Source organism: Streptomyces sp. NPDC005017 (assembly GCF_042873115.1).
Lineage (GTDB): Bacteria > Actinomycetota > Actinomycetes > Streptomycetales > Streptomycetaceae > Streptomyces.
The window spans coordinates 506,853-529,275 of the sequence record NZ_JBIALD010000001.1; the positions used below are offsets into that span (position 1 = coordinate 506,853).

The 22,423-nt window shown below is 73.6% G+C and carries 17 protein-coding genes; 14 read left to right on the forward strand and 3 right to left on the reverse strand.

Annotation, left to right across the window (positions count from 1 at the left end):
- Nucleotides 1-274: 274 nt before the first annotated feature.
- From ACFYR0_RS02155 to hemW, 3 genes are all read left to right on the forward strand, one after another.
- A complete protein-coding gene (locus ACFYR0_RS02155; protein WP_389320747.1) occupies nucleotides 275-2,146 on the forward strand; it encodes an AMP-dependent synthetase/ligase in 1,872 nt (623 codons plus the stop codon).
- Between the two features lie 660 nt (nucleotides 2,147-2,806).
- Nucleotides 2,807-4,576, forward strand: coding sequence for a SpoIIE family protein phosphatase (locus tag ACFYR0_RS02160; protein WP_389320750.1), 1,770 nt, complete (start codon nucleotides 2,807-2,809; stop codon nucleotides 4,574-4,576).
- A 71-nt stretch (nucleotides 4,577-4,647) separates the two neighbouring features.
- The gene (gene hemW, locus ACFYR0_RS02165; protein ID WP_389320752.1) at nucleotides 4,648-5,880 is read left to right on the forward strand and encodes a radical SAM family heme chaperone HemW; all 1,233 of its coding nucleotides are present in this window, start codon (nucleotides 4,648-4,650) and stop codon (nucleotides 5,878-5,880) included.
- Between the two features lie 373 nt (nucleotides 5,881-6,253).
- Here the strand turns inward: hemW and ACFYR0_RS02170 are convergent, their stop codons facing one another.
- Both ACFYR0_RS02170 and ACFYR0_RS02175 read right to left on the reverse strand, forming a co-directional pair.
- Nucleotides 6,254-7,066 carry a DUF3097 domain-containing protein gene (locus ACFYR0_RS02170; protein ID WP_389320755.1) on the reverse strand — a complete coding sequence of 271 codons (813 nt, stop codon included), beginning with the start codon at nucleotides 7,064-7,066 and terminating at the stop codon, nucleotides 6,254-6,256.
- Nucleotides 7,067-7,097: 31 nt separating this feature from the next.
- Nucleotides 7,098-7,829: an MBL fold metallo-hydrolase gene (locus ACFYR0_RS02175; protein ID WP_389320757.1), complete on the reverse strand. Its 732-nt coding sequence runs from the start codon at nucleotides 7,827-7,829 to the stop codon at nucleotides 7,098-7,100.
- Nucleotides 7,830-8,007: 178 nt separating this feature from the next.
- On the opposite strand from ACFYR0_RS02175, the gene hrcA reads away from it, so the two are divergent.
- From hrcA to ACFYR0_RS02225, 10 genes are all read left to right on the forward strand, one after another.
- Nucleotides 8,008-9,024 (forward strand): heat-inducible transcriptional repressor HrcA, encoded by a 1,017-nt coding sequence (gene hrcA, locus ACFYR0_RS02180; RefSeq protein WP_389320760.1) that lies wholly within the window; start codon nucleotides 8,008-8,010, stop codon nucleotides 9,022-9,024.
- Nucleotides 9,025-10,158: a molecular chaperone DnaJ gene (gene dnaJ, locus ACFYR0_RS02185; RefSeq protein ID WP_386378450.1), complete on the forward strand. Its 1,134-nt coding sequence runs from the start codon at nucleotides 9,025-9,027 to the stop codon at nucleotides 10,156-10,158. It begins immediately after the preceding gene.
- 246 nt (nucleotides 10,159-10,404) lie between these two features.
- The gene (locus ACFYR0_RS02190; protein ID WP_389320764.1) at nucleotides 10,405-11,493 is read left to right on the forward strand and encodes a nitronate monooxygenase; all 1,089 of its coding nucleotides are present in this window, start codon (nucleotides 10,405-10,407) and stop codon (nucleotides 11,491-11,493) included.
- Nucleotides 11,490-12,227: a 16S rRNA (uracil(1498)-N(3))-methyltransferase gene (locus ACFYR0_RS02195; protein WP_389320767.1), complete on the forward strand. Its 738-nt coding sequence runs from the start codon at nucleotides 11,490-11,492 to the stop codon at nucleotides 12,225-12,227. The genes ACFYR0_RS02190 and ACFYR0_RS02195 overlap by 4 nt, the downstream gene beginning before the upstream one ends.
- A 15-nt stretch (nucleotides 12,228-12,242) precedes the next feature.
- Complete coding sequence (locus tag ACFYR0_RS02200) at nucleotides 12,243-12,635, forward strand: VOC family protein (protein ID WP_389320769.1); 393 nt, start codon at nucleotides 12,243-12,245, stop codon at nucleotides 12,633-12,635.
- 282 nt (nucleotides 12,636-12,917) lie between these two features.
- The gene (locus tag ACFYR0_RS02205) at nucleotides 12,918-13,457 is read left to right on the forward strand and encodes a hypothetical protein (RefSeq protein WP_389320772.1); all 540 of its coding nucleotides are present in this window, start codon (nucleotides 12,918-12,920) and stop codon (nucleotides 13,455-13,457) included.
- Between the two features lie 296 nt (nucleotides 13,458-13,753).
- The gene (locus ACFYR0_RS02210; RefSeq protein WP_389320773.1) at nucleotides 13,754-16,981 is read left to right on the forward strand and encodes a S41 family peptidase; all 3,228 of its coding nucleotides are present in this window, start codon (nucleotides 13,754-13,756) and stop codon (nucleotides 16,979-16,981) included.
- 68 nt (nucleotides 16,982-17,049) lie between these two features.
- Nucleotides 17,050-17,403: a histidine triad nucleotide-binding protein gene (locus ACFYR0_RS02215; protein WP_389320776.1), complete on the forward strand. Its 354-nt coding sequence runs from the start codon at nucleotides 17,050-17,052 to the stop codon at nucleotides 17,401-17,403.
- 6 nt (nucleotides 17,404-17,409) lie between these two features.
- Nucleotides 17,410-18,315, forward strand: coding sequence for a ribonuclease Z (locus ACFYR0_RS02220; protein ID WP_389320778.1), 906 nt, complete (start codon nucleotides 17,410-17,412; stop codon nucleotides 18,313-18,315).
- A 59-nt stretch (nucleotides 18,316-18,374) separates the two neighbouring features.
- A complete protein-coding gene (locus ACFYR0_RS02225; protein WP_389320781.1) occupies nucleotides 18,375-19,364 on the forward strand; it encodes an adenosine deaminase in 990 nt (329 codons plus the stop codon).
- 249 nt (nucleotides 19,365-19,613) lie between these two features.
- Here the strand turns inward: ACFYR0_RS02225 and ACFYR0_RS02230 are convergent, their stop codons facing one another.
- Nucleotides 19,614-20,798, reverse strand: a complete 1,185-nt coding sequence (locus ACFYR0_RS02230) for an MFS transporter (protein WP_389320784.1) — start codon at nucleotides 20,796-20,798, stop codon at nucleotides 19,614-19,616.
- 233 nt (nucleotides 20,799-21,031) lie between these two features.
- Between ACFYR0_RS02230 and ACFYR0_RS02235 the strand changes: the two genes are divergently transcribed.
- Nucleotides 21,032-22,327: a glucarate dehydratase family protein gene (locus ACFYR0_RS02235; RefSeq protein ID WP_389320786.1), complete on the forward strand. Its 1,296-nt coding sequence runs from the start codon at nucleotides 21,032-21,034 to the stop codon at nucleotides 22,325-22,327.
- The last annotated feature ends 96 nt before the right edge of the window (nucleotides 22,328-22,423 follow it).

Here is a 22,423-nt window from a genome sequence, read left to right on the forward strand (position 1 = left end):
GGTGCGTTCGCGGGGGACGGGCGGGCGGGTCGTCGCCCGGGTGCCGGGGGCGTCTTCGCAGGACCGGCACGTTCGTGCCCGACCGACCGGCGGGTACGTGTCTGTAGGAAGTGACAGGCCGCACACCCTTACGCAGGAGCCGACGGGGCTCTAACCTGTCCCTGCTCGATAGTTACTCGCGAGTTAAACAAGGACTCGTGGGTGAGAACCAAGCCGCAGTGTTGGCGCTAGCCGCCCTGAGCCAGCCGCATCGTCGCGGGCCCCGGAGGATGTCGTGAGCGACACACAGATTCTGATCGAGAACCGTCCGCCGTCCGTCGCGGCTCTCTTCCTGGAACGCGTGGCCGCCACGCCGGATGCCGAGGCGTACCGCTACCCGGTGCCCGCCGCCGACGGGCAGGGTCCGGAAGAGTGGAAGTCCCTGAGCTGGGGGCAGGCCGCCGAGCGGGTCTACGCCCTCGCCGCCGGGCTCATCGAGCTCGGCGTGGAGCCCGAGCAGCGTGTCGCCCTCGCCGCCGCCACCCGGGTCGAGTGGCTGATCGCCGACCTCGGCATCATGTGCGCCGGCGCGGCGACCACGACGATCTACCCGCAGACCAACGCCGACGAGGCCGCGTTCATCCTCGCCGACTCCGCCAGCCGGGTGCTGATCGCGGAGAACGCCGAGCAGGTGGCCAAGGCCCAGGAGAAGCGCGCCGACCTGCCCGACCTCACCCATGTCGTGGTGATCGACGCCGAGGGCGTGGAGACCGGCGACTGGGTGCTCTCCCTCGCCGAACTGGAGAGCCGCGGCGCCGCCCGGCTGGAGCGGGACCCCGGGCTGATCAAGGAGAAGGTCGCGGCGATCACCGCCGACCAGCTCGCCACGCTCATCTACACCTCCGGCACCACCGGCCGCCCCAAGGGCGTACGTCTGCCGCACGACAACTGGTCGTACATGGCCAAGGCCATCGCCGCGACCGGGCTGGTCGGGCCGGACGACGTGCAGTACCTGTGGCTGCCGCTCGCGCACGTCTTCGGCAAGGTGCTCACCTCCGGCCAGATCGAGGTCGGCCATGTCACCGCCGTCGACGGCCGGGTCGACAAGATCATCGAGAATCTGCCGGTCGTCCAGCCGACCTACATGGCCGCCGTGCCGCGCATCTTCGAGAAGGTCTACAACGGCGTCGCCGCCAAGGCCCGGGCCGGCGGTCCCGCCAAGTACAAGATCTTCCAGTGGGCGGCCGGGGTCGCCCGCGAGTACGCCAAGGTCACCCAGGACAACTTCCGCCGTACCGGCACCGCGAAGGCGCCCTTCGGCCTCGCCGCCAAGCACAAGGTCGCCGACAAGCTCGTCTACTCCAAGCTGCGCGAGGCCTTCGGCGGGAACCTGCGCGCCTGTATCTCCGGCTCGGTCGCCCTCGCGCCCGACATCGGCTACTTCTTCGCCGGCGCCGGCATCCACATCCTGGAGGGCTACGGCCTCACCGAGACCTCCGCCGCGTCCTTCGTCAACCCGGGCGAGGCCTACCGCACCGGCACCGTGGGCAAGCCGCTGCCCGGCTGCGAGGTGCGGATCGCGGACGACGGCGAGATCCTGCTGCGCGGTCCCGGTGTCATGCAGGGCTACCACGGGCTGCCCGAGAAGACCGCCGAGGTGCTGGAGGCGGACGGCTGGTTCCACACCGGTGACATCGGCGAGCTGTCGCCCGACGGCTACCTGCGCATCACCGACCGCAAGAAGGACCTCTTCAAGACCTCCGGCGGCAAGTACGTCGCGCCCACCGAGATCGAGGGGCAGTTCAAGGCGGTCTGCCCGTTCGTCTCCAACATCCTCGTCCACGGTGCGGACCGGAACTTCTGCACCGCCCTCATCGCGCTCGACGAGGCCGCGATCGGCGGGTGGGCCGCGGACAACGGGATCAAGGGGTCGTACGCCGAGATCGTGGCCGCGCCGGCGACGGTGGAGATGGTCGAGGGGTACATCAAGCAGCTGAACTCGGGGCTTCAGCGCTGGCAGACGATCAAGAAGTTCCGGCTGCTGCCGCGGGATCTCGATGTCGAGCACGGTGAGATCACGCCGAGTCTGAAGTTGAAGCGGCCGGTTGTGGAGCGGGAGTACTCGCATCTCCTGGAGGAGATGTACGCGGGGGCTCGGGAGGCGTAGTTCTTTTCGCTTGGCGCGTTCCGCTTGCCGCGTGGGGTTTGGCACGTGCGGGCTTGGGGGTGCGGGGCTGTGTGGCGGGTGCGGCGGGTGCCGTGGCCTGTCGCGCAGTTCCCCGCGCCCCTTTTGGGTCGGGGGTGCCGGGGGTGGCGTGTGGGTGCGGCGGGTGCCGTGCCTGGTCGCGCAGTTCCCCGCGCCCCTGACGACGCGCAGTTGCCCGCGCCCCTGAAAGATTGCGCAGTTCCCCGCGCCTCTTGAAGGGCCGGTGGGTTCCTGCGGGTCCGTTGTGGTTGTTCGCGCAGTTCCCCACGCCCCTGGAGGTCGCGCAGTTCCCCGCGCCCCTGGAGGTCGCGCGGTTGCCCGTGCCCCTGGAGACCGCGCAGTTCCCCGTGCCCCTGACGATTGCGCAGTTGCCCGCGTCCCTTGGGGCGTTGTTCCTCGGGTGGCTTTTTTGGGGGGCGGCACCGTAGCACGGATGGGGGGTGGGGTGGCGTTGATTGGTTACTCGGTGCTTATGGGTGGGGTCTTTCTGTCACTGTGGCGGGCGACAGATGTGCATTCGTCCTACCTGCTCGGGAGCCGTCCATGGGGGCCATTCCGGTGCAACGGGAGACCGTTCCCCCCGCCTCCGCGCGGCCCGGTGACCCCCGCTTCCGTACGACCGTGAGCGGGGGGTCGCTCGCGCCCGCGAACGCGCGGGGGCTGGCGCGCGGGGCGTTCCGGCAGTGGGCGGAGCTCGGGGTGGCGGGGGCCGACCTGCTCGGCGAGCGGCTGGCGGGCGACGCCCTGGTCGTGGTCAGCGAACTGGTCACCAACGCCGTGGTGCACACCGGGACCGACGTGGAGCTGGCCTGCCGGCTGGAGCCCGACAACGGGTCCCTCGTCGTCGAGGTCAGCGACCGGCACCCGGCACGGCCGAGCGTCGGCGCCGGGGAGAGCCACGAGTACGGGGGTGGTCTGCGGCTCGTCGCGGGGCTCGCCGAGAGCTGGGGCGTCACCTATCGCGGGGGAGCCAGGACCGTCTGGGCGCGGCTCGGTGGCGAGGACGGCGGCTGTGATCCGGACACCGCCCTGGACGCCTGCGCCCTGTTCGGTCACGAGACCGCGCGGGCGGACCGCGACGGCGACTGGCTCGGCCGTGGCGCGCTGTCCTTCCTCGCCGAGGCCTCCGACCTGCTCGCCGGACAGCTCGACGAGGACCTGGTGGCCGCGCTGACCGGGCAGCTGATCGTGCCGCGCCTCGCCGACTGGTGTGCGATCTGGCTGGAGGACGAGGCCACCGGGCGCGGCTGGAGCGAGGGCGGCGGGGCGCCCGGACCGCGCCTCGGGCGGGTCTGGCACGGCTGCGAGGACCGGACCGAGGAACTGCGCCGCGCCCTGGAGAAGGAACCGCCCCGCCCGCCGGACGGCCTGCGCTCCGGGCCCGTCGGGCACCCCTGGCCCGCCGCCGCCCTCGCGCCGGGTGCCCCGTACGGCTCGGCGCTCGCGTACCGGCTGATCGCCGGGGGCCGCCCGCTGGGCACGCTCGTCATCGGCCGCGCCGGGATCCTGCGCTTCCCCGACGAGATCACCGGGCTGGTCGAGGACCTGGCCCGCCGGGTGGCGCTCGCGATCGGCGCCGCCCGGCAGTACGCCCGCCAGGCCACCATCAGCGCCGTGCTCCAGCGCGGCCTGCTGCCCGGCGCGGTCGCCCAGATCCCCGGCGTGCGCAGCGCGCTCGTCTACGAGCCGCTCGACAAGGGCGGCCCGAGCGGCGACTTCTACGACCTCTTCCCGGCCGGCGACGGCCGCTGGTGCTTCGCCGTGGGCGACGTCCAGGGCAAGGGTCCGGAGGCCGCCGTCGTCATCGGCCTCGCCCGGCCCTGGCTGCGGCTGCTGGCCCGCGAGGGCTACCGCGTCGCCGACGTCCTGGACCGCCTCAACCAGCTGCTCCTCGACGACGCCACCGAGACCGCCGACGCCGCCGCCCGCGCCCTGGTGGGCCCCGCCCTGCCCGGGGACGGGCCGCAGACACGCTTCCTGTCGCTGCTGTTCGGCGAGCTCGTGCCCTTCGACGGTGGGGTCCGCTGCACCCTCGCCTCCGCCGGACACCCGCTGCCGCTGCTGCTCGGCCCGGACGGCGGGGTCCGTACGGTCGCGCGGCCGCAGACCCTGCTCGGGGTCGTCGAGGACGAGACGTACACCAGTCAGACCTTCGCGCTGCGGCCCGGCGACAGCCTGCTCTGCGTCACGGACGGGGTCACCGAGCGGCGCGACGGCTCACGCCAGTTCGACGACGGCGACGGCCTCGCCACCGCGCTCGCCGGCTGCGCGGGCCTGGACGCCGAGCTGATCGCGGAACGCATCCGACGGCTCGTCCACGACTTCGGGGTCCAGCCTCCGGAGGACGACCTGGCCCTGCTGGTCCTCCAGGCCGAACGGCCCCGGACCTGAGAGAACCCCGGCGGGACTCCCGGAACCCGGCCGGACCGGGCACGGGGGACACATGGGGGACACTGGAGGACATGCCCTCCGCACTTCCCGACGGCGAGCCCGTCCCCGCCGACGGCGCGCTGCCCGCGTCCGCGCGCGCCGGGTCCGCCGACCGGCCCCTCGGCTTCTACCTGCACGTCCCGTACTGCGCGACCCGCTGCGGCTACTGCGACTTCAACACCTACACCGCGACCGAGCTGCGCGGCACCGGCGGTGTGCTCGCCTCCCGCGACAACTACGCCGAGACCCTGATCGACGAGATCCGCCTCGCCCGCAAGGTGCTCGGCGACGACCCGCGCGAGGTCCGCACGGTCTTCGTCGGCGGCGGCACACCGACCCTGCTGGCCGCCGAGGACCTCGTACGGATGCTGGGGGCCGTCCGCGACGAGTTCGGCCTGGCACCCGACGCAGAGGTCACCACGGAGGCCAACCCGGAGTCCGTCGGCCCGGCCTATCTGAGCGCCCTGCGCGAGGGCGGCTTCAACCGCGTCTCCTTCGGCATGCAGAGCGCCCGGCAGCACGTGCTGAGGGTCCTGGACCGCACCCACACCCCCGGCCGGCCCGAGGCCTGTGTCGCGGAGGCCCGGCAGGCGGGCTTCGAGCACGTCAATCTCGACCTGATCTACGGCACCCCCGGCGAGTCCGACGACGACTGGCGGGCCTCGCTGGAGGCGGCGCTGGGGGCGGGCCCGGACCATGTCTCGGCGTACGCCCTGATCGTCGAGGAGGGCACCCAGCTCGCCCGGCGCATCCGGCGCGGCGAGGTCCCGATGACCGACGACGACGTCCACGCCGACCGCTACCTCATCGCCGAGCAGATGCTCTCGGAGGCGGGCTTCGACTGGTACGAGGTGTCCAACTGGGCCACCTCCGAGGCCGCCCGCTGTCTGCACAACGAGCTCTACTGGCGCGGGGCCGACTGGTGGGGCGCGGGCCCCGGAGCGCACTCCCACGTGGGCGGCGTGCGCTGGTGGAACGTCAAGCATCCGGGGGCGTACGCGGCGGCGCTCGCGGAGGGCCGTTCCCCGGGCGCGGGCCGTGAGCTGCTGACCGACGAGGACCGCAGGGTCGAGCGCGTCCTGCTCGAGCTGCGCCTGCGCGAGGGCGCGCCCCTGGACCTGCTGAAGGCGGACGGCCTGGCCGCCGCCCGCCGGGCCCTGTCCGACGGACTGCTCCGGCCGGAGCCGTACGACGAGGGCCGGGCGGTGCTGACCCTGCGGGGACGGCTGCTGGCGGACGCGGTGGTCAGGGACCTGGTGGACTGAGCGGCCGGGGCGACCGGACGGCGGCGGAGTCCTGCCTGGGGGCTTACCGGGCGGCCGGCGCGGGAGCCCCGGAGTTCACCCGACGGCCGGCGCGGGAGCCCAGGGGCTCACCGGACGGCCGGCCCCGGAGCCCCGGAGCCCACCGGACGGGCCGGCCCCGGAGCCCCGGAGCCCACCGGACGGGCCGGCCCCGGAGCCCCGGAGCCCACCGGACGGGCCGGCCCCGGAGCCCAGGGGCTCACCGGAGGGCCGGCGCCGGAGCCCAGGGGTTCACGGGACGGCGGCGCCGGAGCCCTGCCTCGGCGCCCACCGGACGGCCGGCGCCGGAGCTCCAGGGTCCACCAGACGGCCGGAGCCCCGGCCGCGCCCCGCCTCAGGGCTCGACCGGCACCGTCACATGGTCGATCAGCCGCTCCACGCAGCCCAGCAGCTCCGGCTCCAGGTCCTTGTACGACCCGACCCGTCCCAGGATCGCCTGCCACACCGCGCCGGTGTTCTCCGGCGGCCAGCCCAGGGCCCGGCACACGCCCGTCTTCCAGTCCTGGCCGCGCGGGACGCGGGGCCACTCGGCGATCCCCAGGGACGCCGGTTTCACGGCCTCCCAGATGTCGACGTAGGGGTGGCCCACCACCAGGGCGTGTTCGCCGGTCACCTCCTGCGCGATGCGCCACTCCTTGGAGCCCGGCACGAGATGGTCCACCAGGACGCCGAGGCGGGCGTCCGGACCGGGGGCGAACTCCGCGACGATCGCCGGGAGGTCGTCCACGCCCTCCAGGTACTCCACGACCACGCCCTCGATCCGCAGGTCGTCGCCCCAGACCTTCTCGACGAGCTCGGCGTCGTGGCGGCCCTCCACGTAGATCCGCCCGGCCCGGGCCACCCGCGCGCGGGCGCCGGGCACGGCCACCGAACCGGACGCCGTACGGGCGGGGCGGGCGGGGGCGGAGGACGGGCGCACGAGCGTCACCGCCCGCCCCTCCAGCAGGAAGCCGCGCGGCTCCAGCGGGAACACGCGGTGCTTGCCGAAGCGGTCCTCCAGGGTCACCGTGCCCGCCTCGCAGCGGATCACCGCGCCGCAGAAGCCGGTGCCGGGCTCCTCGACCACCAGACCCGGCTCGGCCGGGACCTCGGGAACCGGCTGGGGCTTCTTCCACGGCGGGGTGAGGTCGGCGGAGTACTGGCGCATTCGGATGACGATAGGAGAAGCCGGGGCCCCGTCAGGGCGACACGCCGAACCGCCGCGCCAGCTCGTCCCGCTGCCGCCGGACGAACGCGGCGTCCACCACCGCTCCGTGACCGGGGACGTACAGCGCGTCCTCGCCGCCCAGGGCGAGCAGCCGGTCCAGCGCGTCCGGCCAGCGGGAGGGCACCGCGTCCGGGCCCGCCTGCGGCTCGCCGGACTCCTCGACCAGATCGCCGCAGAAGACGACCTCGGGCGAACCGGGGACCAGGACCGCGAGGTCGTGGGCGGTGTGGCCGGGGCCGACGTTGGCCAGCAGGACCTGGCGGCCGCCGCCCAGGTCCAGGGTCCACTCGCCGGTGACGTGGTGGCGGGGCGCGGCCAGCGCGGCCGAGGCCTCGCGCGCCGCCTCGGCGTCCAGACCGTGGCGCACCGCGTCCGCGCGCAGTTCGTCGCCCGCGCGGGCCCCGGTCAGGGCCCCGTCCACACCCACCGCGCCGAACACCTCCGCGTCCGGGAACGCCGCAGCGCCGAAGACATGGTCGAAGTGGGGGTGGGTGAGCGCGAGATGGGTCACATCGCGGCCGGCCAGCCATGCGGCCCGCGTCCGCAGCAGTTTCCCTTCAGACAGGCTCGAACCCGCGTCGATCAGGAGCGCCGCGCCGTCTCCGAGGACCAGCCCCGCCGTGCAGTCCCACACCGGGAGCCGGCACCGGCCGACCCCTGTGGCCAGCGGCTCCCATCCCAGGTCTTCCCAAGTCACCGTCATACCGCGACGCTAACGGTGACGCCCTCGCGGGGCACGGTCGTACGGGACCGGTCTTGCCGGGGGGCCACCCGACAGCCGTACACTGGGCCGGTGAGGCTGGCACTCCCATGTTCCGAGTGCCAGGCGGGGGCAACAGAGGGACAGAGCGCCAGGGTGACGACTGCTGGAGGTGTGCGCGATGCTCAGTGAACGAAGGCTCCAGGTGCTGCGCGCCATCGTCCAGGACTACGTCGGAACCGAGGAGCCGGTCGGCTCCAAGGCCCTCACCGAGCGCCACAACCTCGGCGTCTCCCCGGCGACCGTGCGCAACGACATGGCGGCCCTGGAGGACGAGGGCTTCATCGCGCAGCCGCACACCAGCGCCGGACGGATCCCGACCGACAAGGGCTACCGGCTGTTCGTCGACAAGCTCGCCGAGGTCAAGCCGCTCACCGCCCCCGAGAAGCGGGCGATCCAGAACTTCCTCGACGGCGCCGTCGACCTCGACGACGTCGTGGCCCGCACGGTGCGGCTGCTCGCGCAGCTCACCCGGCAGGTGGCCGTCGTGCAGTACCCCTCGCTGACCCGGTCCACGGTCCGGCACGTCGAGCTGCTGTCGATGGCCCCGGCCCGGGTGATGCTGGTGCTGATCACCGACACCGGCCGGGTCGAGCAGCGGATGGTCGACTGCCCGGCGCCGTTCGGCGAGGCCTCGCTCGCGGATCTGCGGGCGCGGCTGAACAGCCGGGTGGCGGGCCGGCGCTTCACGGATGTGCCCCCGCTGGTGCAGGATCTGCCGGAGGCCTTCGAACCGGAGGACCGCGGCACGGTCCAGACGGTCCTCTCCACCCTCCTGGAGACGCTCGTCGAACAGACCGAGGAGCGGCTGATGATCGGCGGCACCGCCAATCTGACGCGCTTCGGACATGACTTCCCCCTCACCATCCGTCCCGTCCTGGAGGCCCTCGAGGAGCAGGTCGTGCTCCTCAAGCTCCTGGGCGAGGCGGGGGATTCGGGCATGACCGTGCGCATCGGTCACGAGAACGCCTACGAGGGACTCAACTCCACGTCGGTGGTGTCGGTGGGCTACGGTTCGGGCGGCGAGGCAGTCGCCAAGCTCGGCGTGGTCGGACCGACCCGCATGGATTACCCGGGAACGATGGGAGCGGTACGCGCAGTGGCACGTTACGTCGGACAGATCCTGGCGGAGTCGTAAGTGGCCACGGACTACTACGCCGTTCTCGGCGTGCGTCGCGACGCGTCGCAGGATGAGATCAAGAAGGCCTTCCGGCGGCTCGCGCGCGAGCTGCACCCGGACGTGAACCCGGACCCGAAGACCCAGGAGCGGTTCAAGGAGATCAACGCCGCCTACGAGGTGCTGTCGGACCCGCAGAAGAAGCAGGTCTACGACCTCGGCGGCGACCCGCTCTCGCAGGCCGGCGGCGCGGGCGCGGGCTTCGGCGCGGGCGGCTTCGGCAACTTCTCGGACATCATGGACGCGTTCTTCGGCACGGCGTCCCAGCGCGGCCCGCGTTCGCGTACGCGGCGCGGCCAGGACGCGATGATCCGGATCGAGGTCGAGCTCGACGAGGCGGCCTTCGGCACGACCAAGGACATCCAGGTCGACACGGCCATCGTCTGCACCACGTGCAGCGGCGAGGGCGCGGCGCCGGGCACCTCCGCGCAGACCTGCGACATGTGCCGCGGCCGTGGTGAGGTCTCCCAGGTCACCCGGTCCTTCCTGGGCCAGGTCATGACCTCGCGGCCCTGTCCGCAGTGCCAGGGCTTCGGCACCGTCGTGCCGACCCCGTGCCCGGAGTGCGCCGGTGACGGCCGGGTCCGCTCCCGCCGGACCCTGACGGTGAAGATCCCGGCCGGTGTCGACAACGGCACCCGGATCCAGCTCGCCGGCGAGGGCGAGGTCGGCCCCGGCGGTGGTCCGGCCGGCGACCTCTACGTCGAGATCCACGAGCTGCCGCACTCGACGTTCCAGCGGCGCGGCGACGACCTGCACTGCACGGTGACCATCCCGATGACGGCGGCGGCCCTCGGCACGAAGGTGCCGCTGGAGACGCTCGACGGCATGGAGGAGGTCGACATCCGGCCCGGCACCCAGTCCGGCCAGTCGATCCCGCTGCACAACCGGGGCGTCACGCACCTGCGCGGCGGCGGCCGCGGCGACCTCATCGTCCACGTCGAGGTCCAGACCCCGAACAAGCTCGACCCGGAGCAGGAGCGCCTGCTGCGCGAGCTGGCCAAACTCCGCGGCGAGGAACGCCCCCAGGGACAGTTCCAGCCGGGGCAGCAGGGGTTGTTCTCGCGGTTGAAGGACGCGTTCAACGGTCGCTGACGGGTGTCGGGCCGGCTGCCGGGGGTCCGGGGGTCGGCCCCCGGGCGGGCACGGTCAGCCGGGGCAGCAGGGACTGTTCTGGCGGTTGAAGGACGCGTTCAACGGTCGCTGACCGACGGCGCCCGACGGTTTCGCCGTACGGCTCGGGTGGCTCTCGCAAACAGGTGAAAGCCACCCGTGCCACAGGCCTATGCCTCCCGGAAGTCCCGATTCGGACTTGTTCGAAGGACGTGACAACATGCGGGCATGTCCTCCGCGCTGACCGGTCTTCTCCCCCTTCCGATCGTGCAGGCCCCCATGGCGGGCGGCGTCTCCGTGCCGCAGCTCGCCGCCGCCGTGTCCGAGGCCGGAGGGCTCGGCTTCCTGGCCGCCGGGTACAAGACGACGGACGGCATGTACCAGGAGATCAAGCAGTTGCGCGGACTGACCGCCCGCCCCTTCGGCGTGAACCTCTTCATGCCGGTCCTCGAACACCCCGACCCCGCCGCGGTCGACGTCTACGCCCACCAGCTCGCCGGCGAGGCCGCCTGGTACGAGACCGAGCTGGGCGATCCCGACAGCGGCCGCGACGACGGCTACGACAACAAGCTGGCCGTCCTGCTGGACAACCCTGTCCCGGCGGTCTCCTTCCACTTCGGCGTGCCCGCCGCGGAGGCCCTGGCGGCCCTGCGCCGCGTCGGCACCGTCACGCTCGTCACCGCGACCACCGCCGAGGAGGCGCTCGCGGTGGAGCGGGCCGGCGCCGACGCGGTGATCGTGCAGGGCGTGGAGGCCGGCGGCCACCAGGGCACCCACCGCGATCTGCCCGGGGCCGAGCGGGCCGGGACGGGCCTGCTGTCCCTCGTCGCGCAGGTCCGCGAGACCGTCGCCCTGCCGATCGTCGCCGCCGGCGGCATCATGCGCGGCAGCCAGATCGCCGCCGTGCTCGCCGCGGGCGCGAGCGCCGCCCAGCTCGGCACCGCGTTCCTCGCCACGCCCGAGTCCGGGGCGTCCGCGCTGCACAAGCAGGCGCTGACCGACCCCCTCTACGTACGCACCGAGCTCACCCGGGCGTTCTCCGGGCGCCCGGCCCGCGGGCTGGTGAACCGCTTCGTGCGCGAGCACGGCCCCTACGCCCCCGCCGCCTACCCCGACGTCCACCACCTCACCGCGCCGCTGCGCAAGGCGGCCGCGAAGGCCGGCGACGCCCAGGCGATGTCGCTGTGGGCGGGCCAGGGGCACCGCATGGCACGGGACCTGCCCGCCGGGCGGCTGGTGGAGGTACTGGCCGGGGAACTCGCCGCGGCCAGGACAGCGTTGTCGGACCTTCCGGCACAAGGAGGTGCGCACGGATGACGGCTCCCGTGTTCGTGGTCGACCGGCTCGACGGCGTGGGACGCGAGTTCGTGCTCGACGGCCCCGAGGGACGGCACGCCGTCTCGGTGAAGCGGCTGCGGTCCGGTGAGGACGTGGTGCTCACCGACGGGCTCGGGCGCTGGGCCGAGGGCGTGGTGAAGGCCGCCGAGGGCAAGGACCGGCTGGTCGTGGAGCTCGCCCCGGTCCACGAGGAGCCCGGGGAACAGCCCCGGATCACCGTCGTGCAGGCGCTGCCCAAGGGCGACCGCGGTGAACTCGCCGTGGAGACCATGACGGAGACCGGCGTGGACGCGATCGTCCCGTGGGCCGCCTCCCGCTGCATCACGCAGTGGAAGGGCGAGCGCGGGCTGAAGGCCCTCGCCAAGTGGCGGGCCACCGCCCGCGAGGCGGGCAAGCAGTCCCGCCGGGTGCGCTTCCCGGAGGTCGCGGACGCCGCGACGAGCAGGCAGGTTGCGGCACTTCTCGCCAGAGCCGACTTCGCCGCCGTGCTCCACGAGAGCGGCGAGGAACCCCTCGCCACCGCCGAACTGCCCGCCGAGGGCGAGATCGTGCTGGTCGTCGGCCCCGAAGGGGGCGTGTCCCCGGAGGAGTTGGCGCTGTTCGCGGAAGCGGGCGCGAAGCCCTACGTCCTCGGGCGCACCGTGCTGCGGACATCGACCGCCGGCACCGCGGCGGCGGCCCTGCTGCTGGGCCGCACCGGCCGCTGGTCCTGAGGACGGGGGAAGGTCATGGAACTCGCCCAGGTACGGCTGCTGGTGACGGACTTCGCCGCCTGCTACCGCTTCTACGCCGACGTCCTCGGCCTCAAGCCCCGGTCGGGCGCGACCGAAGGACCGTACGAGAAGTTCAGCCCCGCCGCCGGCTCCGCGGGCATCGCGCTGCAGGACCGGGCGATGATGGCCGCGGTGCTGGGCGAACTGGGCGACACGGCGGCCGGGCACCGGTCCCTGGTGGTGCTGCGGGTGGACGACCTCGACGCGTACTGCGAGCAGATCACCGGCCGCGGCGCCGAACTCCTGCACGGCCCGGCGCCGATGACCGACCGGATGCGGGTGGCCCATCTCAAGGACCCCGAGGGCAACCTGGTGGAGCTTCAGGAGTGGCTGCTGCTCGGGGGCTAGATCCGTCAGAAGGGCCTCAGGGCCCTTCTGACGGCTCTCCGCGGCGTCGCGACGCCCCGGCACGCACTCCCCCAGCGCCTCAAGGGCGTGGGAGGTACCCCCAGCCGCACGGTGCGAAGGGACAGGTGGCTCCGCCACATGACCCTCCGCGCCGCACGCCGACCGCACGCACCGGACGCCGCTCCTTCTCCCCCGGAGATCCGCCAGAAGGGCCCTGGCACACACGCGCGATGGCCGTATGCGTACTACCGCGACGGGCGGGGCGGTGGCAGGCTGTCCCCCATGGGGGCATTGCGACGGATTTGGCGCGGCGGACGAGGACGACGGACCCGGCGGGGCGCGGCAGCGCTGGCGCTCGCGGTGATCGCCGTGGGCGGGGTGGCGGCGTGCGACCCGGCGGGTCTTAGTTCGGCCACGGTCTCGTTCACCACCGATCAGTTGGCCACCCGGGAGCTGGAGCGGATGAACGCGAACGTGCGCTGGCTCACCTGCACGGCCAAGGTGGACGGCGGCGACAGCGCCTCGCCGTCCGCGACGCGGGACGACGTGGCCACCGTCCACTGCGAGGGCGAGACCGACGACGGCAAGGACATCACGGTCGACGGCCGGGTGACCCGCGCGGTCGACGGGGCGTGCGTACGCGGCGACCTGACCGCGAAGGTCGGCGGCAGGCAGGTGTTCCGCGTGCAGGGCCTCGGCGACTGCGACGCCGCCCCCACCCCGCCCGCGGGCCAGGTGCCCGGCCCCGCCGTCACGGTGACCGTCACCCAGACCGTCTGGTGCGACGACTACCCGCAATGCCGCCCGGTGCAGGGCAAGTAGCCCCCGGAGGTCGTCAGCAGCCCCCGGCGGTGGCCAAGCAGCCTCCGGAGGCCGTCAAGTAGCCCCTGGCAGTGGCCTAGCAGCCTCCGGCGGTGGCCAAGCAGCCTCCGGAGGCCGTCAAGTAGCCCCTGGCAGTGGCCTAGCAGCCTCCGGAGGTCATCAGCAGCCCCCGGCGGTGGCCAAGCAGCCCCCGGCGGTGGCCAAGCAGCCCCCGGAGGTGCCCAAGCAGCCCCCGGCCACGGCCAAGTGATCGGAACCGCCCGCCTCGCCCGCCTCCGCTGCATACGCTTGATCGCGTGACGCAGACCGCAGCTCCGACCCCGTCGGCCTACCTCCGCTTCCCGCACCTGCACGGCGAGTCGGTCGCCTTCGTCGCCGAGGACGACGTCTGGCTCGCGCCGCTCGACGGCGGCCGGGCGTGGCGGGTGAGCGCCGACAACATGCCGGTGACCATGCCGCGCATATCGCCCGACGGCACCACCGTCGCCTGGACCTCCACCCGCGACGGCACCCCCGAGGTGCACATCGCCCCGGCCGACGGCGGACCCGCCCGGCGGCTGACGTACTGGGGCAGTGCGAAGACCCAGGTGCGCGGCTGGACCCCGGACGGCCGGGTCCTGGTGCTCAGCACCCACGGCCAGGCCACCCTGCGCCGCACCTGGGCGCGGGCCGTCCCGCTCGACGGCGGCCCGGCCGAGACGCTGCCCTACGGTCCCGTCGGCGACGTGGCGTTCGGCCCGGCCACCGTGCTGCTGTCCGCGCCGATGGGCCGCGAGGCGGCGTGGTGGAAGCGCTACCGGGGCGGTACCGCGGGCAAGTTGTGGATCGACCGGGCCGTCGGCGGCGAGGAAGGCGCCGGCGAGTTCGTCCGGCTGCACGAGAACCTCGACGGCAACATCGAGCACCCCTGCTGGGTGGGCGAGCGCCTCGCCTTCCTCTCCGACCACGAGGGCACCGGCGCGCTGTACTCCTCCCTCGCCGACGGCTCCGACCTGCGCCGCCACACCCCCCTCGGAGGCTTCTACGCCCGGCACGCGACGAGCGACGGCCACCGGGTCGTCTACGCCCGCGCGGGCGAACTCTGGCTCCTGGACGACCTGGAGGGCGCCGAGCCGCGCCGCCTGGACGTCCGGCTCGGCGGCCAGCGCACCGACCGGCAGCCCCACACCGTGGACGCCGGCCGCTGGTTCGGCTCCGCGGCCCCCGACCACAGCGCCCGCGGCAGCGCGGTGAACGTGCGCGGCGCGGTCCACTGGGTCACCCACCGCGCCGGCCCCACCCGCGTCCTGGCCGCCGAACCCGGCGTCCGCGCCCGGCTGCCGCGCACCTTCCGCGTCGAGGGCGAGGAATGGGCGGTGTGGGTGACGGACGCCGAGGGCGAGGACGCCCTGGAGTTCGCGCCCGCCACCGGCCCCGCGCCCGGCACCACCGCGCGCCGTGTCGCGGCCGGCCGGCTGGGCCGGGTCCTCGGCCTCGCCATGGCCCCCGACGGCACCCGCGCCGCGGTCGCCGCGCACGACGGACGCGTGCTCCTCGTGGAACGCGAGAGCGGCGAGGTCCGCGAACTCGACCGCAGCGAGCACGGCGACGTGTCCGGCCTCGCCTTCTCGCCCGACTCCGGCTGGCTCGCCTGGTCCCACCCCGGCCCGCACCCGCTCAGCCAGCTCAGGCTCGCCAACACCACCGACCTGACGGTCACCGAGGCGACCCCGCTGCGCTTCCAGGACTACGCGCCCGCCTTCACCCTCGACGGCAGGCACCTCGCGTTCCTCTCCACCCGCTCCTTCGACCCGGTCTACGACGAGCACGTCTTCGACCTGGCCTTCGTCACCGGATCGCGTCCGCATCTGATCACCCTCGCCGCGACCACGCCCTCGCCCTTCGGCCCGCAGCGCCACGGCCGCCCCTTCGAGGTGTCCGACAAGGACGAGACCCCCGACAGCGAGGGCACCCCCACCACCCGTATCGACCTCGACGGCCTCGCCGACCGCATCGTGCCCTTCCCGGTCGAGGCCGCCCGCTACTCCAACCTGCGCGCCGCCAAGGACGGTGTGCTGTGGCTGCGCCACCCCGTGCGCGGTGTCCTCGGAGTCTCCCGGGCCACGCCCGACGCGCCCGACCCGCACACCGAGCTGGAGCGCTACGACCTCGCCGGGCAGCGCGTGGAGCATCTCGCCTCCGACGCCGACCACTTCGCGGTCAGCGGAGACGGCAAGCGGGTCCTGCTGTGGACCGACGGCCACCTCAAGGTCGTCCCCAGCGACCGGCGGGCCTCCTCCGACGTCGACAGCGACTCCAACATCACCGTCGACCTCGGGCGGGTCCGCCGGACCGTCGACCCGGCCGCCGAGTGGCGCCAGATGTTCGACGAGACCGGCCGCATCATGCGCGACCACTTCTGGCGCGCCGACATGAACGGCGTCGACTGGGACGCCGTCCTGGACCGCTACCGCCCCCTCGTGGACCGCGTCGCCACCCACGACGACCTCGTCGACCTGCTCTGGGAGGTGCACGGCGAACTGGGCACCTCCCACGCCTACGTCATCCCGGGCGGCGGCCACGGCGGCGACCGGCAGGGTCTGCTGGGCGCCGACCTCTCGCGCCACGAGGACGGGACCTGGCGGGTGGACCGCGTCCTGCCCACCGAGACCTCGGACCCCGAGGCCCGCTCCCCGCTGGCCGCGCCGGGCGTGGCCGTGCGGCCGGGGGACGCCGTCGTAGCGGTCGCGGGAGTGCCGGTGGACCCGGTGACCGGCCCCGGGCCGCTCCTAGTGGGCACGGCGGACCGGCCGGTGGAACTGACCGTCGCCCCCTCGGGCGGCGGCGACCTCCGCCATGCCGTGGTGGTCCCGCTGGCAGACGAGGAGCCCCTGCGCTACCACGCCTGGGTCGCCGACCGCCGCGCCCATGTCCACCGGGTCTCCGGCGGCCGCCTCGGCTATCTGCACGTCCCCGACATGCAGGCCCCCGGCTGGGCGCAGATCCACCGCGACCTCAGGGTGGAGGTCGCCCGCGAGGGACTCGTCGTCGACCTGCGCGAGAACCGCGGCGGCCACACCTCCCAGCTGGTCGTGGAGAAACTGGCCCGCCGCATCGTCGGCTGGGCCGTCCCGCGCGGCATGCGGCCCTACAGCTACCCCCAGGACGCCCCGCGCGGTCCGGTGGTCGCCGTGGCCAACGAGTTCTCCGGCTCCGACGGCGACATCGTCAACGCCGCCATCAAGGCGCTCGGTCTCGGCCCGGTCGTCGGGGTGCGCACCTGGGGCGGGGTCGTCGGCATCGACAGCCGCTACAGCCTGGTGGACGGCACGCTGATCACCCAGCCCAAGTACGCCTTCTGGCTGGACGGTTACGGCTGGGGCGTGGAGAACCACGGCGTTGACCCGGACGTGGAGGTCGTGCAGACGCCGCAGGACTGGGCGGCGGGCAGGGACACCCAGCTCGACGAGGCGATCCGGCTGGCCCTGGAGGGGCTCAGGACCCGGCCGCCGAAGACACCCCCGGTCGTCGGGGACGAGGAGTGACCGGCCACGGCAACTCGCGGACGCCGACGATACGATGCCTCACGTCACCCCACCCCGGAGGGAGCCGCATGGCGGGCGAAGCTCAGGAAGACTGCCTGTTCTGCAAGATCGTCGCGAAGCACATCCCCGCGACGATCGTGCGGGAGACGGACACCACGGTCGCCTTCCGCGACATAAACCCGCAGGCTCCCACCCACGTCCTGGTGATCCCCAAGGTCCACTACGCCGACGCCGCCGAACTGGCCGCCGCGGAACCGGCGATCGCCGCGGACGTGCTGCGTGAGGCCCGGTCCGTCGCGGACGAGGACAAGCTGGACAGCTACCGCATCGTCTTCAACACGGGCAGCGGCGCGGGCCAGACGGTGTGGCACACCCACGCCCATGTCCTCGGGGGCCGCGGCCTCGAATGGCCCCCGGGATAAGGTGTCGTGTCCGCTCGTGAACTGGTGGTGCTGGGCACCGCCAGCCAGGTCCCGACCAGGCATCGCAACCACAACGGCTATTTCCTGCGCTGGGACGGCGACGGCCTGCTGTTCGACCCCGGCGAGGGCACGCAGCGCCAGATGCTGCACGCCGGGGTCGCCGCGCACGACCTGAACCGGATCTGTGTCACGCATTTCCACGGCGACCACTCGCTGGGCCTGGCCGGGGTGATCCAGCGCGTGAACCTCGACCAGGTGCCGCACGAGGTCACCGCCCACTTCCCGGCGTCCGGCCGCCACTTCTTCGACCGCCTCCGCTACTCCACGGCCTACCGGGAGTCGGTCCGGCTCACCGAGGCCCCGGTGGCAGGGGACGGCGTCATCGCCGAGACGCCCGGCTACCTGCTGGAGGCCCGCCGGCTCTCCCACCCCGTGGAGTCCTTCGGCTACCGCCTCACCGAGCCCGACGGCCGCCGCATACTGCCCGAGAAGCTGGCCGCGCACGGCGTCAGGGGCCCGGACGTGGGCCGTATCCAGCGCGACGGGGTGCTCGACGGCCTGTCCCTGGAGGAGGTCAGCGAGGTGCGGCGCGGCCAGCGGTTCGCGTTCGTCATGGACACCCGGCTGTGCGACGGGGCGTTCGCGCTCGCCGAGGGCTGCGACATGCTGGTCATCGAGTCGACGTTCCTCGACGAGGACGAGCGGCTCGCCACGGACCACGGTCACCTGACGGCGGGCCAGGCCGCGAGGGTGGCCCGGGAGGGCGGTGTGCGCCACCTCGTGCTCACCCACTTCAGCCAGCGCTACACCGACCCGGAGGAGTTCGAGCGCCAGGCGCGCGCGGCCGGGTTCGAGGGTGAGCTGACCGTGGCGCACGACCTGCTCCGGGTGGCCCTTCCGAAGCGTCGTTAGGACCCGCCGCCGATCGCGGCAGTTCCGAAACGAGGGCGATACGGTCGTACGATGCCGTAATGCCCCTCCCCAAAGCCGAACTGCACCTCCACATCGAAGGCACGCTTGAGCCGGAGCTGGCCTTCGAGCTGGCCGCGCGCAACGGCGTGACCCTGCCGTACGCCGACACGGACGCGCTCCGCGAGGCGTACCGCTTCGACGACCTCCAGTCCTTCCTGGACCTGTACTACGAGCTGATGGCGGTCCTGCGCACCGAACGGGACTTCGCCGATCTCGCCGACGCCTATCTCGCGCGTGCCGCCGCGCAGGGGGTGCGGCACGCGGAGATCTTCTTCGACCCGCAGGCCCACCTCGCGCGCGGTGTGTCCATGGGCACGGTCGTCGAGGGGCTGTGGCGGGCGCTGGAGCACAGCGAGGAGAACCACGGCGTCTCCACCCGGCTGATCATGTGCTTCCTGCGCGACGAGTCCGCCGAGTCCGCGCTGCGGACACTGGACGAGGCCGAGCCGTATCTGCACCTGATCACCGGCGTGGGGCTGGACTCGGCCGAGGTCGGCCATCCGCCCGCGAAGTTCCGCGCGGTGTACGAGGCGGCCGCCGCGCTCGGGCTGCGCCGGGTGGCGCACGCGGGCGAGGAGGGCCCGCCGGAGTACATCACCGAGGCCTTGGACGTGCTCGGCGTGGAGCGCGTAGACCACGGGCTGCGCTGCATGGAGGACCCGGCCCTGGTGGCCCGGCTGGTCCGGGACCGCGTCCCGCTGACGCTGTGCCCGCTGTCCAACGTCCGGCTGCGGGCGGTGGACTCCCTCGCCGGGCACCCGCTGCCCGCGATGCTGGACGCGGGCCTGCTGTGCACGGTGAACTCCGACGACCCCGCCTACTTCGGCGGCTACGCGGGCGACAACTTCACCGCCGTGCGCGAGGAACTGCACCTCGGCGACGAGACCCTGCGCGCCCTGGCGCGCAACTCCTTCCTCGCCTCCTTCCTGGACGACGACGAGGAACGCCGGGCGCGCTGCCTCGCCGAGGTCGAGGCGTACGAGTTCTAGGTCGGGGTCCGAAAGTCGCGCCTGCCTCGCGACGCCTGGCACGCACTCCCCGGAGGGGGACCCCCAGCGGCGTTGCCGAAACGCCCGAACAGCTCCGCTGTCAGGGCGCTCCGGCGCCTTGGGGGCGCAGGCACCGGACGCCGCGGGGCCCGCCCCTCGGGCGGACGACGGGACTTTCGAAACACGCCCTACAGGCGGCCGGTTCCGGTGCTGGGGGTCTGCTTCCGGTGGCCGCCGTCGCGCAGTGCCTCAGGCCGCCGTGGCCGTCCGCGGGGCGGGGCTCTCCACGGCGATCTCGACCACGGGCAGCGGCCGGCGGCCCGCCCGCAGCGCCACGGCCGTCATCGGTACGGCGATCAGCAGCAGCCCGGCCGCCAGGATCGCGCCCATCGCCGGGAAGCCCGCCTGCGCGGAGAGCAGACTGCCGGTCAGCGGGCCCGCGGCCGTTCCCAGCGAGGACGCCGAGCCGACGAGCACCGCCCAGCGGCCGCGCGGATCGAGGGAGGCGGCGAGGCCGATCAGATAAGACAGGACGATCGGGTAGCAGGCGTTCCAGGCGATCTCGCCGCCCGCGAAGGCCGGCAGGCCCGTGGCCGAGGCGCTGACCACGATGCACCCGGCGATCAGGACCGTCCCCGCGCCCACGGGCAGCGCATGGCCGAGCCGGGGACCGAGCGCCCCCGCGCCGAGGACGCCGAGCAGTCCGGCGCCGAGCGCGACGGCGAAGACCGCGCCGACGGTCGCCTCGGTGAGATGGGCCTGGGTCAGCCCGATGCGGCCGCTGACGCCCCACAGCGCGTTCTGCGCGAGCGACCAGAAGGGCATGACGGCGACCAGGACGAGACCGGCGCCGAGGTGGGGGAGCGGGGCGCGCTCGCGCCGGGCGCGCGGTACGGCCGCGGCGGCGGGCAGCCGCCCGGTGAACGGCCACACGGCCATCGCGGTCAGCGCGATCGCGGCCGGCGGCAGCCCGTGGCCGGGGCCGAGGTGCGGGACGGTCAGGTAGACGGCGCCCGCCAGCGCCGAGACGCCGAGCAGACCGAGCGCGGAGGCGCGGTGCGGATCGCGTTCGGCGGCTATCCGGGTGGCGGCGACCGCGGTCACCGTGCCCGAGCCGAAGCCGCCGACGACCGCTCCGGCGACGACGGCCGGTACGGCGTGCAGCAGCGCGGCCGTGCCGTAGCCGGTGACGGCGAGCAGCAGTCCGGCGCGGGCGAGGCGGCGAGGGCCTGCCCGCTCGACCAGTGAGGCCAGCAGGAACCCGGCGGTCGCCGAACTCAGCAGCAGCGCGCTGCCGATGGCACCCGCCTGGGTCGCGGACACGGGCAGAAAGGCGTCGAGCCGGCCGACGAGGGTCGGCAGCAGATAGGGAGCGAGGTACCCGGCCGTGAACAGGGCGACGAGCGGCCAGGGAGTGGTGCGGGGGGCGGACACGGGCGTTCCCAGGGCATGCGAAAGAAGCGGCACAAAAGGGGGATTGGGCGACGACTGTCGACGGACAGGAACGCGCGGGCAATTTGTATCAAGACCGGGCGGGCGCGGGGGAGGGCGGGTGATGTGATGTGGGGCACGTTCCCGTTTGGTGGTCGGGGGACTGGGTATAAGCGCGGCGCTGTTCGCATGCGCGTTCGTCTTTCACATACTTGAACAACTGCCGGAGGTCGTCCGTGCCCCACGCCCCGACCGTCGCCGAGGTCCGACTCACGCCCGTGCTGGTCGCCGACCCGCCGCTGCTCAACACCCAGGGCGTCCACCAGCCGTATACGCCGCGCCTGATCGTGGAGATCGTGACGGACGACGGGACCACCGGCGTCGGGGAGACCTACGGCGACACCGGATACCTCGAACTCGCCCGGCCACTGGCCGCGCTGCTGCCCGGACGCCGGGTCGACGACCTCAACGGGCTGTTCACGCTGATGGACGGCGTCGGGGTCGACGCCTCACGCGTGGACGACTCCGTCGACGTCGGCGGGCTGCGGGGGGTCCGGACCGCCGACAAGCTCCGTCTGTCCGTCGTCTCCGCCTTCGAGGTCGCCTGTCTCGACGCGCTCGGCAAGGCGCTCGGGCTGCCCGTGCACGCCCTGCTCGGCGGCAAGGTGCGCGACTCCGTCGAGTACGGCGCCTACCTGTTCTACAGGTGGGCCGAGCATCCGCAGGGCGTCCCGGCCGAGCGCGACGACTGGGGCGCGGCCCTCGACCCCGCCGGGATCGTCGAGCAGGGCCGCCGCTTCACCGAGCGCCACGGGTTCACCTCCTTCAAGCTCAAGGGCGGTGTCCTGCCGCCCGACGAGGAGGTCGCCGCCGTGCGCGCCCTCGCCGAGGCGTTCCCGGGGCGGCCGCTGCGGCTGGACCCCAACGGGGCCTGGTCGGTGGAGACGTCCGTGAAGGTCGCCGACGCCCTGCGGGACGTCCTGGAGTACCTGGAGGACCCGGCGCTCGGCACCGCCGCGATGGCCGAGGTCGCCGCGCGCACCGACGTGCCGCTCGCCACCAACATGTGCGTGACGACCTTCGGCGAGATCCCCGAGGCGTTCACGCGCGGTGCCGTGCGGATCGTGCTCTCCGACCACCACTACTGGGGAGGGCTGCGCAACACCCAGCACCTGGCCGCCGTGTGCCGCACCTTCGGCGTCGGCATGTCCATGCACTCCAACACCCATCTCGGCATCAGCCTGGCCGCCATGACCCAGGTCGCTGCCACCGTGCCCGGACTGCGCCACGCCTGCGACGCGCACTACCCCTGGCAGTCCGAGGACGTCCTCGCCGAGCGGATCGCCTTCACCGGGGGTCGCGTCACGGTCTCCGACGCACCCGGTCTCGGCGTCGAACTCGACCGTGACCGGCTGGACTTCCTGCACCGGCGCTGGCTGGCGGACGACGGCCGGCTGCGCGACCGTGACGACGCCGCGGCGATGCGGGTCGCCGAGCCGGGGTGGGTGACGCCAGGGGTGCCGCGCTGGTAGGACCGTGTCCGTGGGGGCGGTGGTGCGGGTGCGGCCGGTGCGGTGCGGACGGCCCGCCCGGGGTGATGTGATGCACACTGGCCTGAATCCACACCA

What these genes read in the sequence shown, in the direction of transcription:
- hemW (WP_389320752.1), top strand. Translation starts at nt 4,648, where the DNA reads ATGCCCTCCGCACTTCCCGACGGCGAGCCCGTCCCCGCCGACGGCGCG.
- ACFYR0_RS02170 (WP_389320755.1), bottom strand. Translation starts at nt 7,066, where the DNA reads ATGCGCCAGTACTCCGCCGACCTCACCCCGCCGTGGAAGAAGCCCCAG.
- ACFYR0_RS02225 (WP_389320781.1), top strand. Translation starts at nt 18,375, where the DNA reads ATGCCCCTCCCCAAAGCCGAACTGCACCTCCACATCGAAGGCACGCTT.
- ACFYR0_RS02195 (WP_389320767.1), top strand. Translation starts at nt 11,490, where the DNA reads ATGACGGCTCCCGTGTTCGTGGTCGACCGGCTCGACGGCGTGGGACGC.
- hrcA (WP_389320760.1), top strand. Translation starts at nt 8,008, where the DNA reads ATGCTCAGTGAACGAAGGCTCCAGGTGCTGCGCGCCATCGTCCAGGAC.
- ACFYR0_RS02190 (WP_389320764.1), top strand. Translation starts at nt 10,405, where the DNA reads ATGTCCTCCGCGCTGACCGGTCTTCTCCCCCTTCCGATCGTGCAGGCC.
- ACFYR0_RS02175 (WP_389320757.1), bottom strand. Translation starts at nt 7,829, where the DNA reads ATGACGGTGACTTGGGAAGACCTGGGATGGGAGCCGCTGGCCACAGGG.
- ACFYR0_RS02200 (WP_389320769.1), top strand. Translation starts at nt 12,243, where the DNA reads ATGGAACTCGCCCAGGTACGGCTGCTGGTGACGGACTTCGCCGCCTGC.
- ACFYR0_RS02215 (WP_389320776.1), top strand. Translation starts at nt 17,050, where the DNA reads ATGGCGGGCGAAGCTCAGGAAGACTGCCTGTTCTGCAAGATCGTCGCG.
- ACFYR0_RS02205 (WP_389320772.1), top strand. Translation starts at nt 12,918, where the DNA reads ATGGGGGCATTGCGACGGATTTGGCGCGGCGGACGAGGACGACGGACC.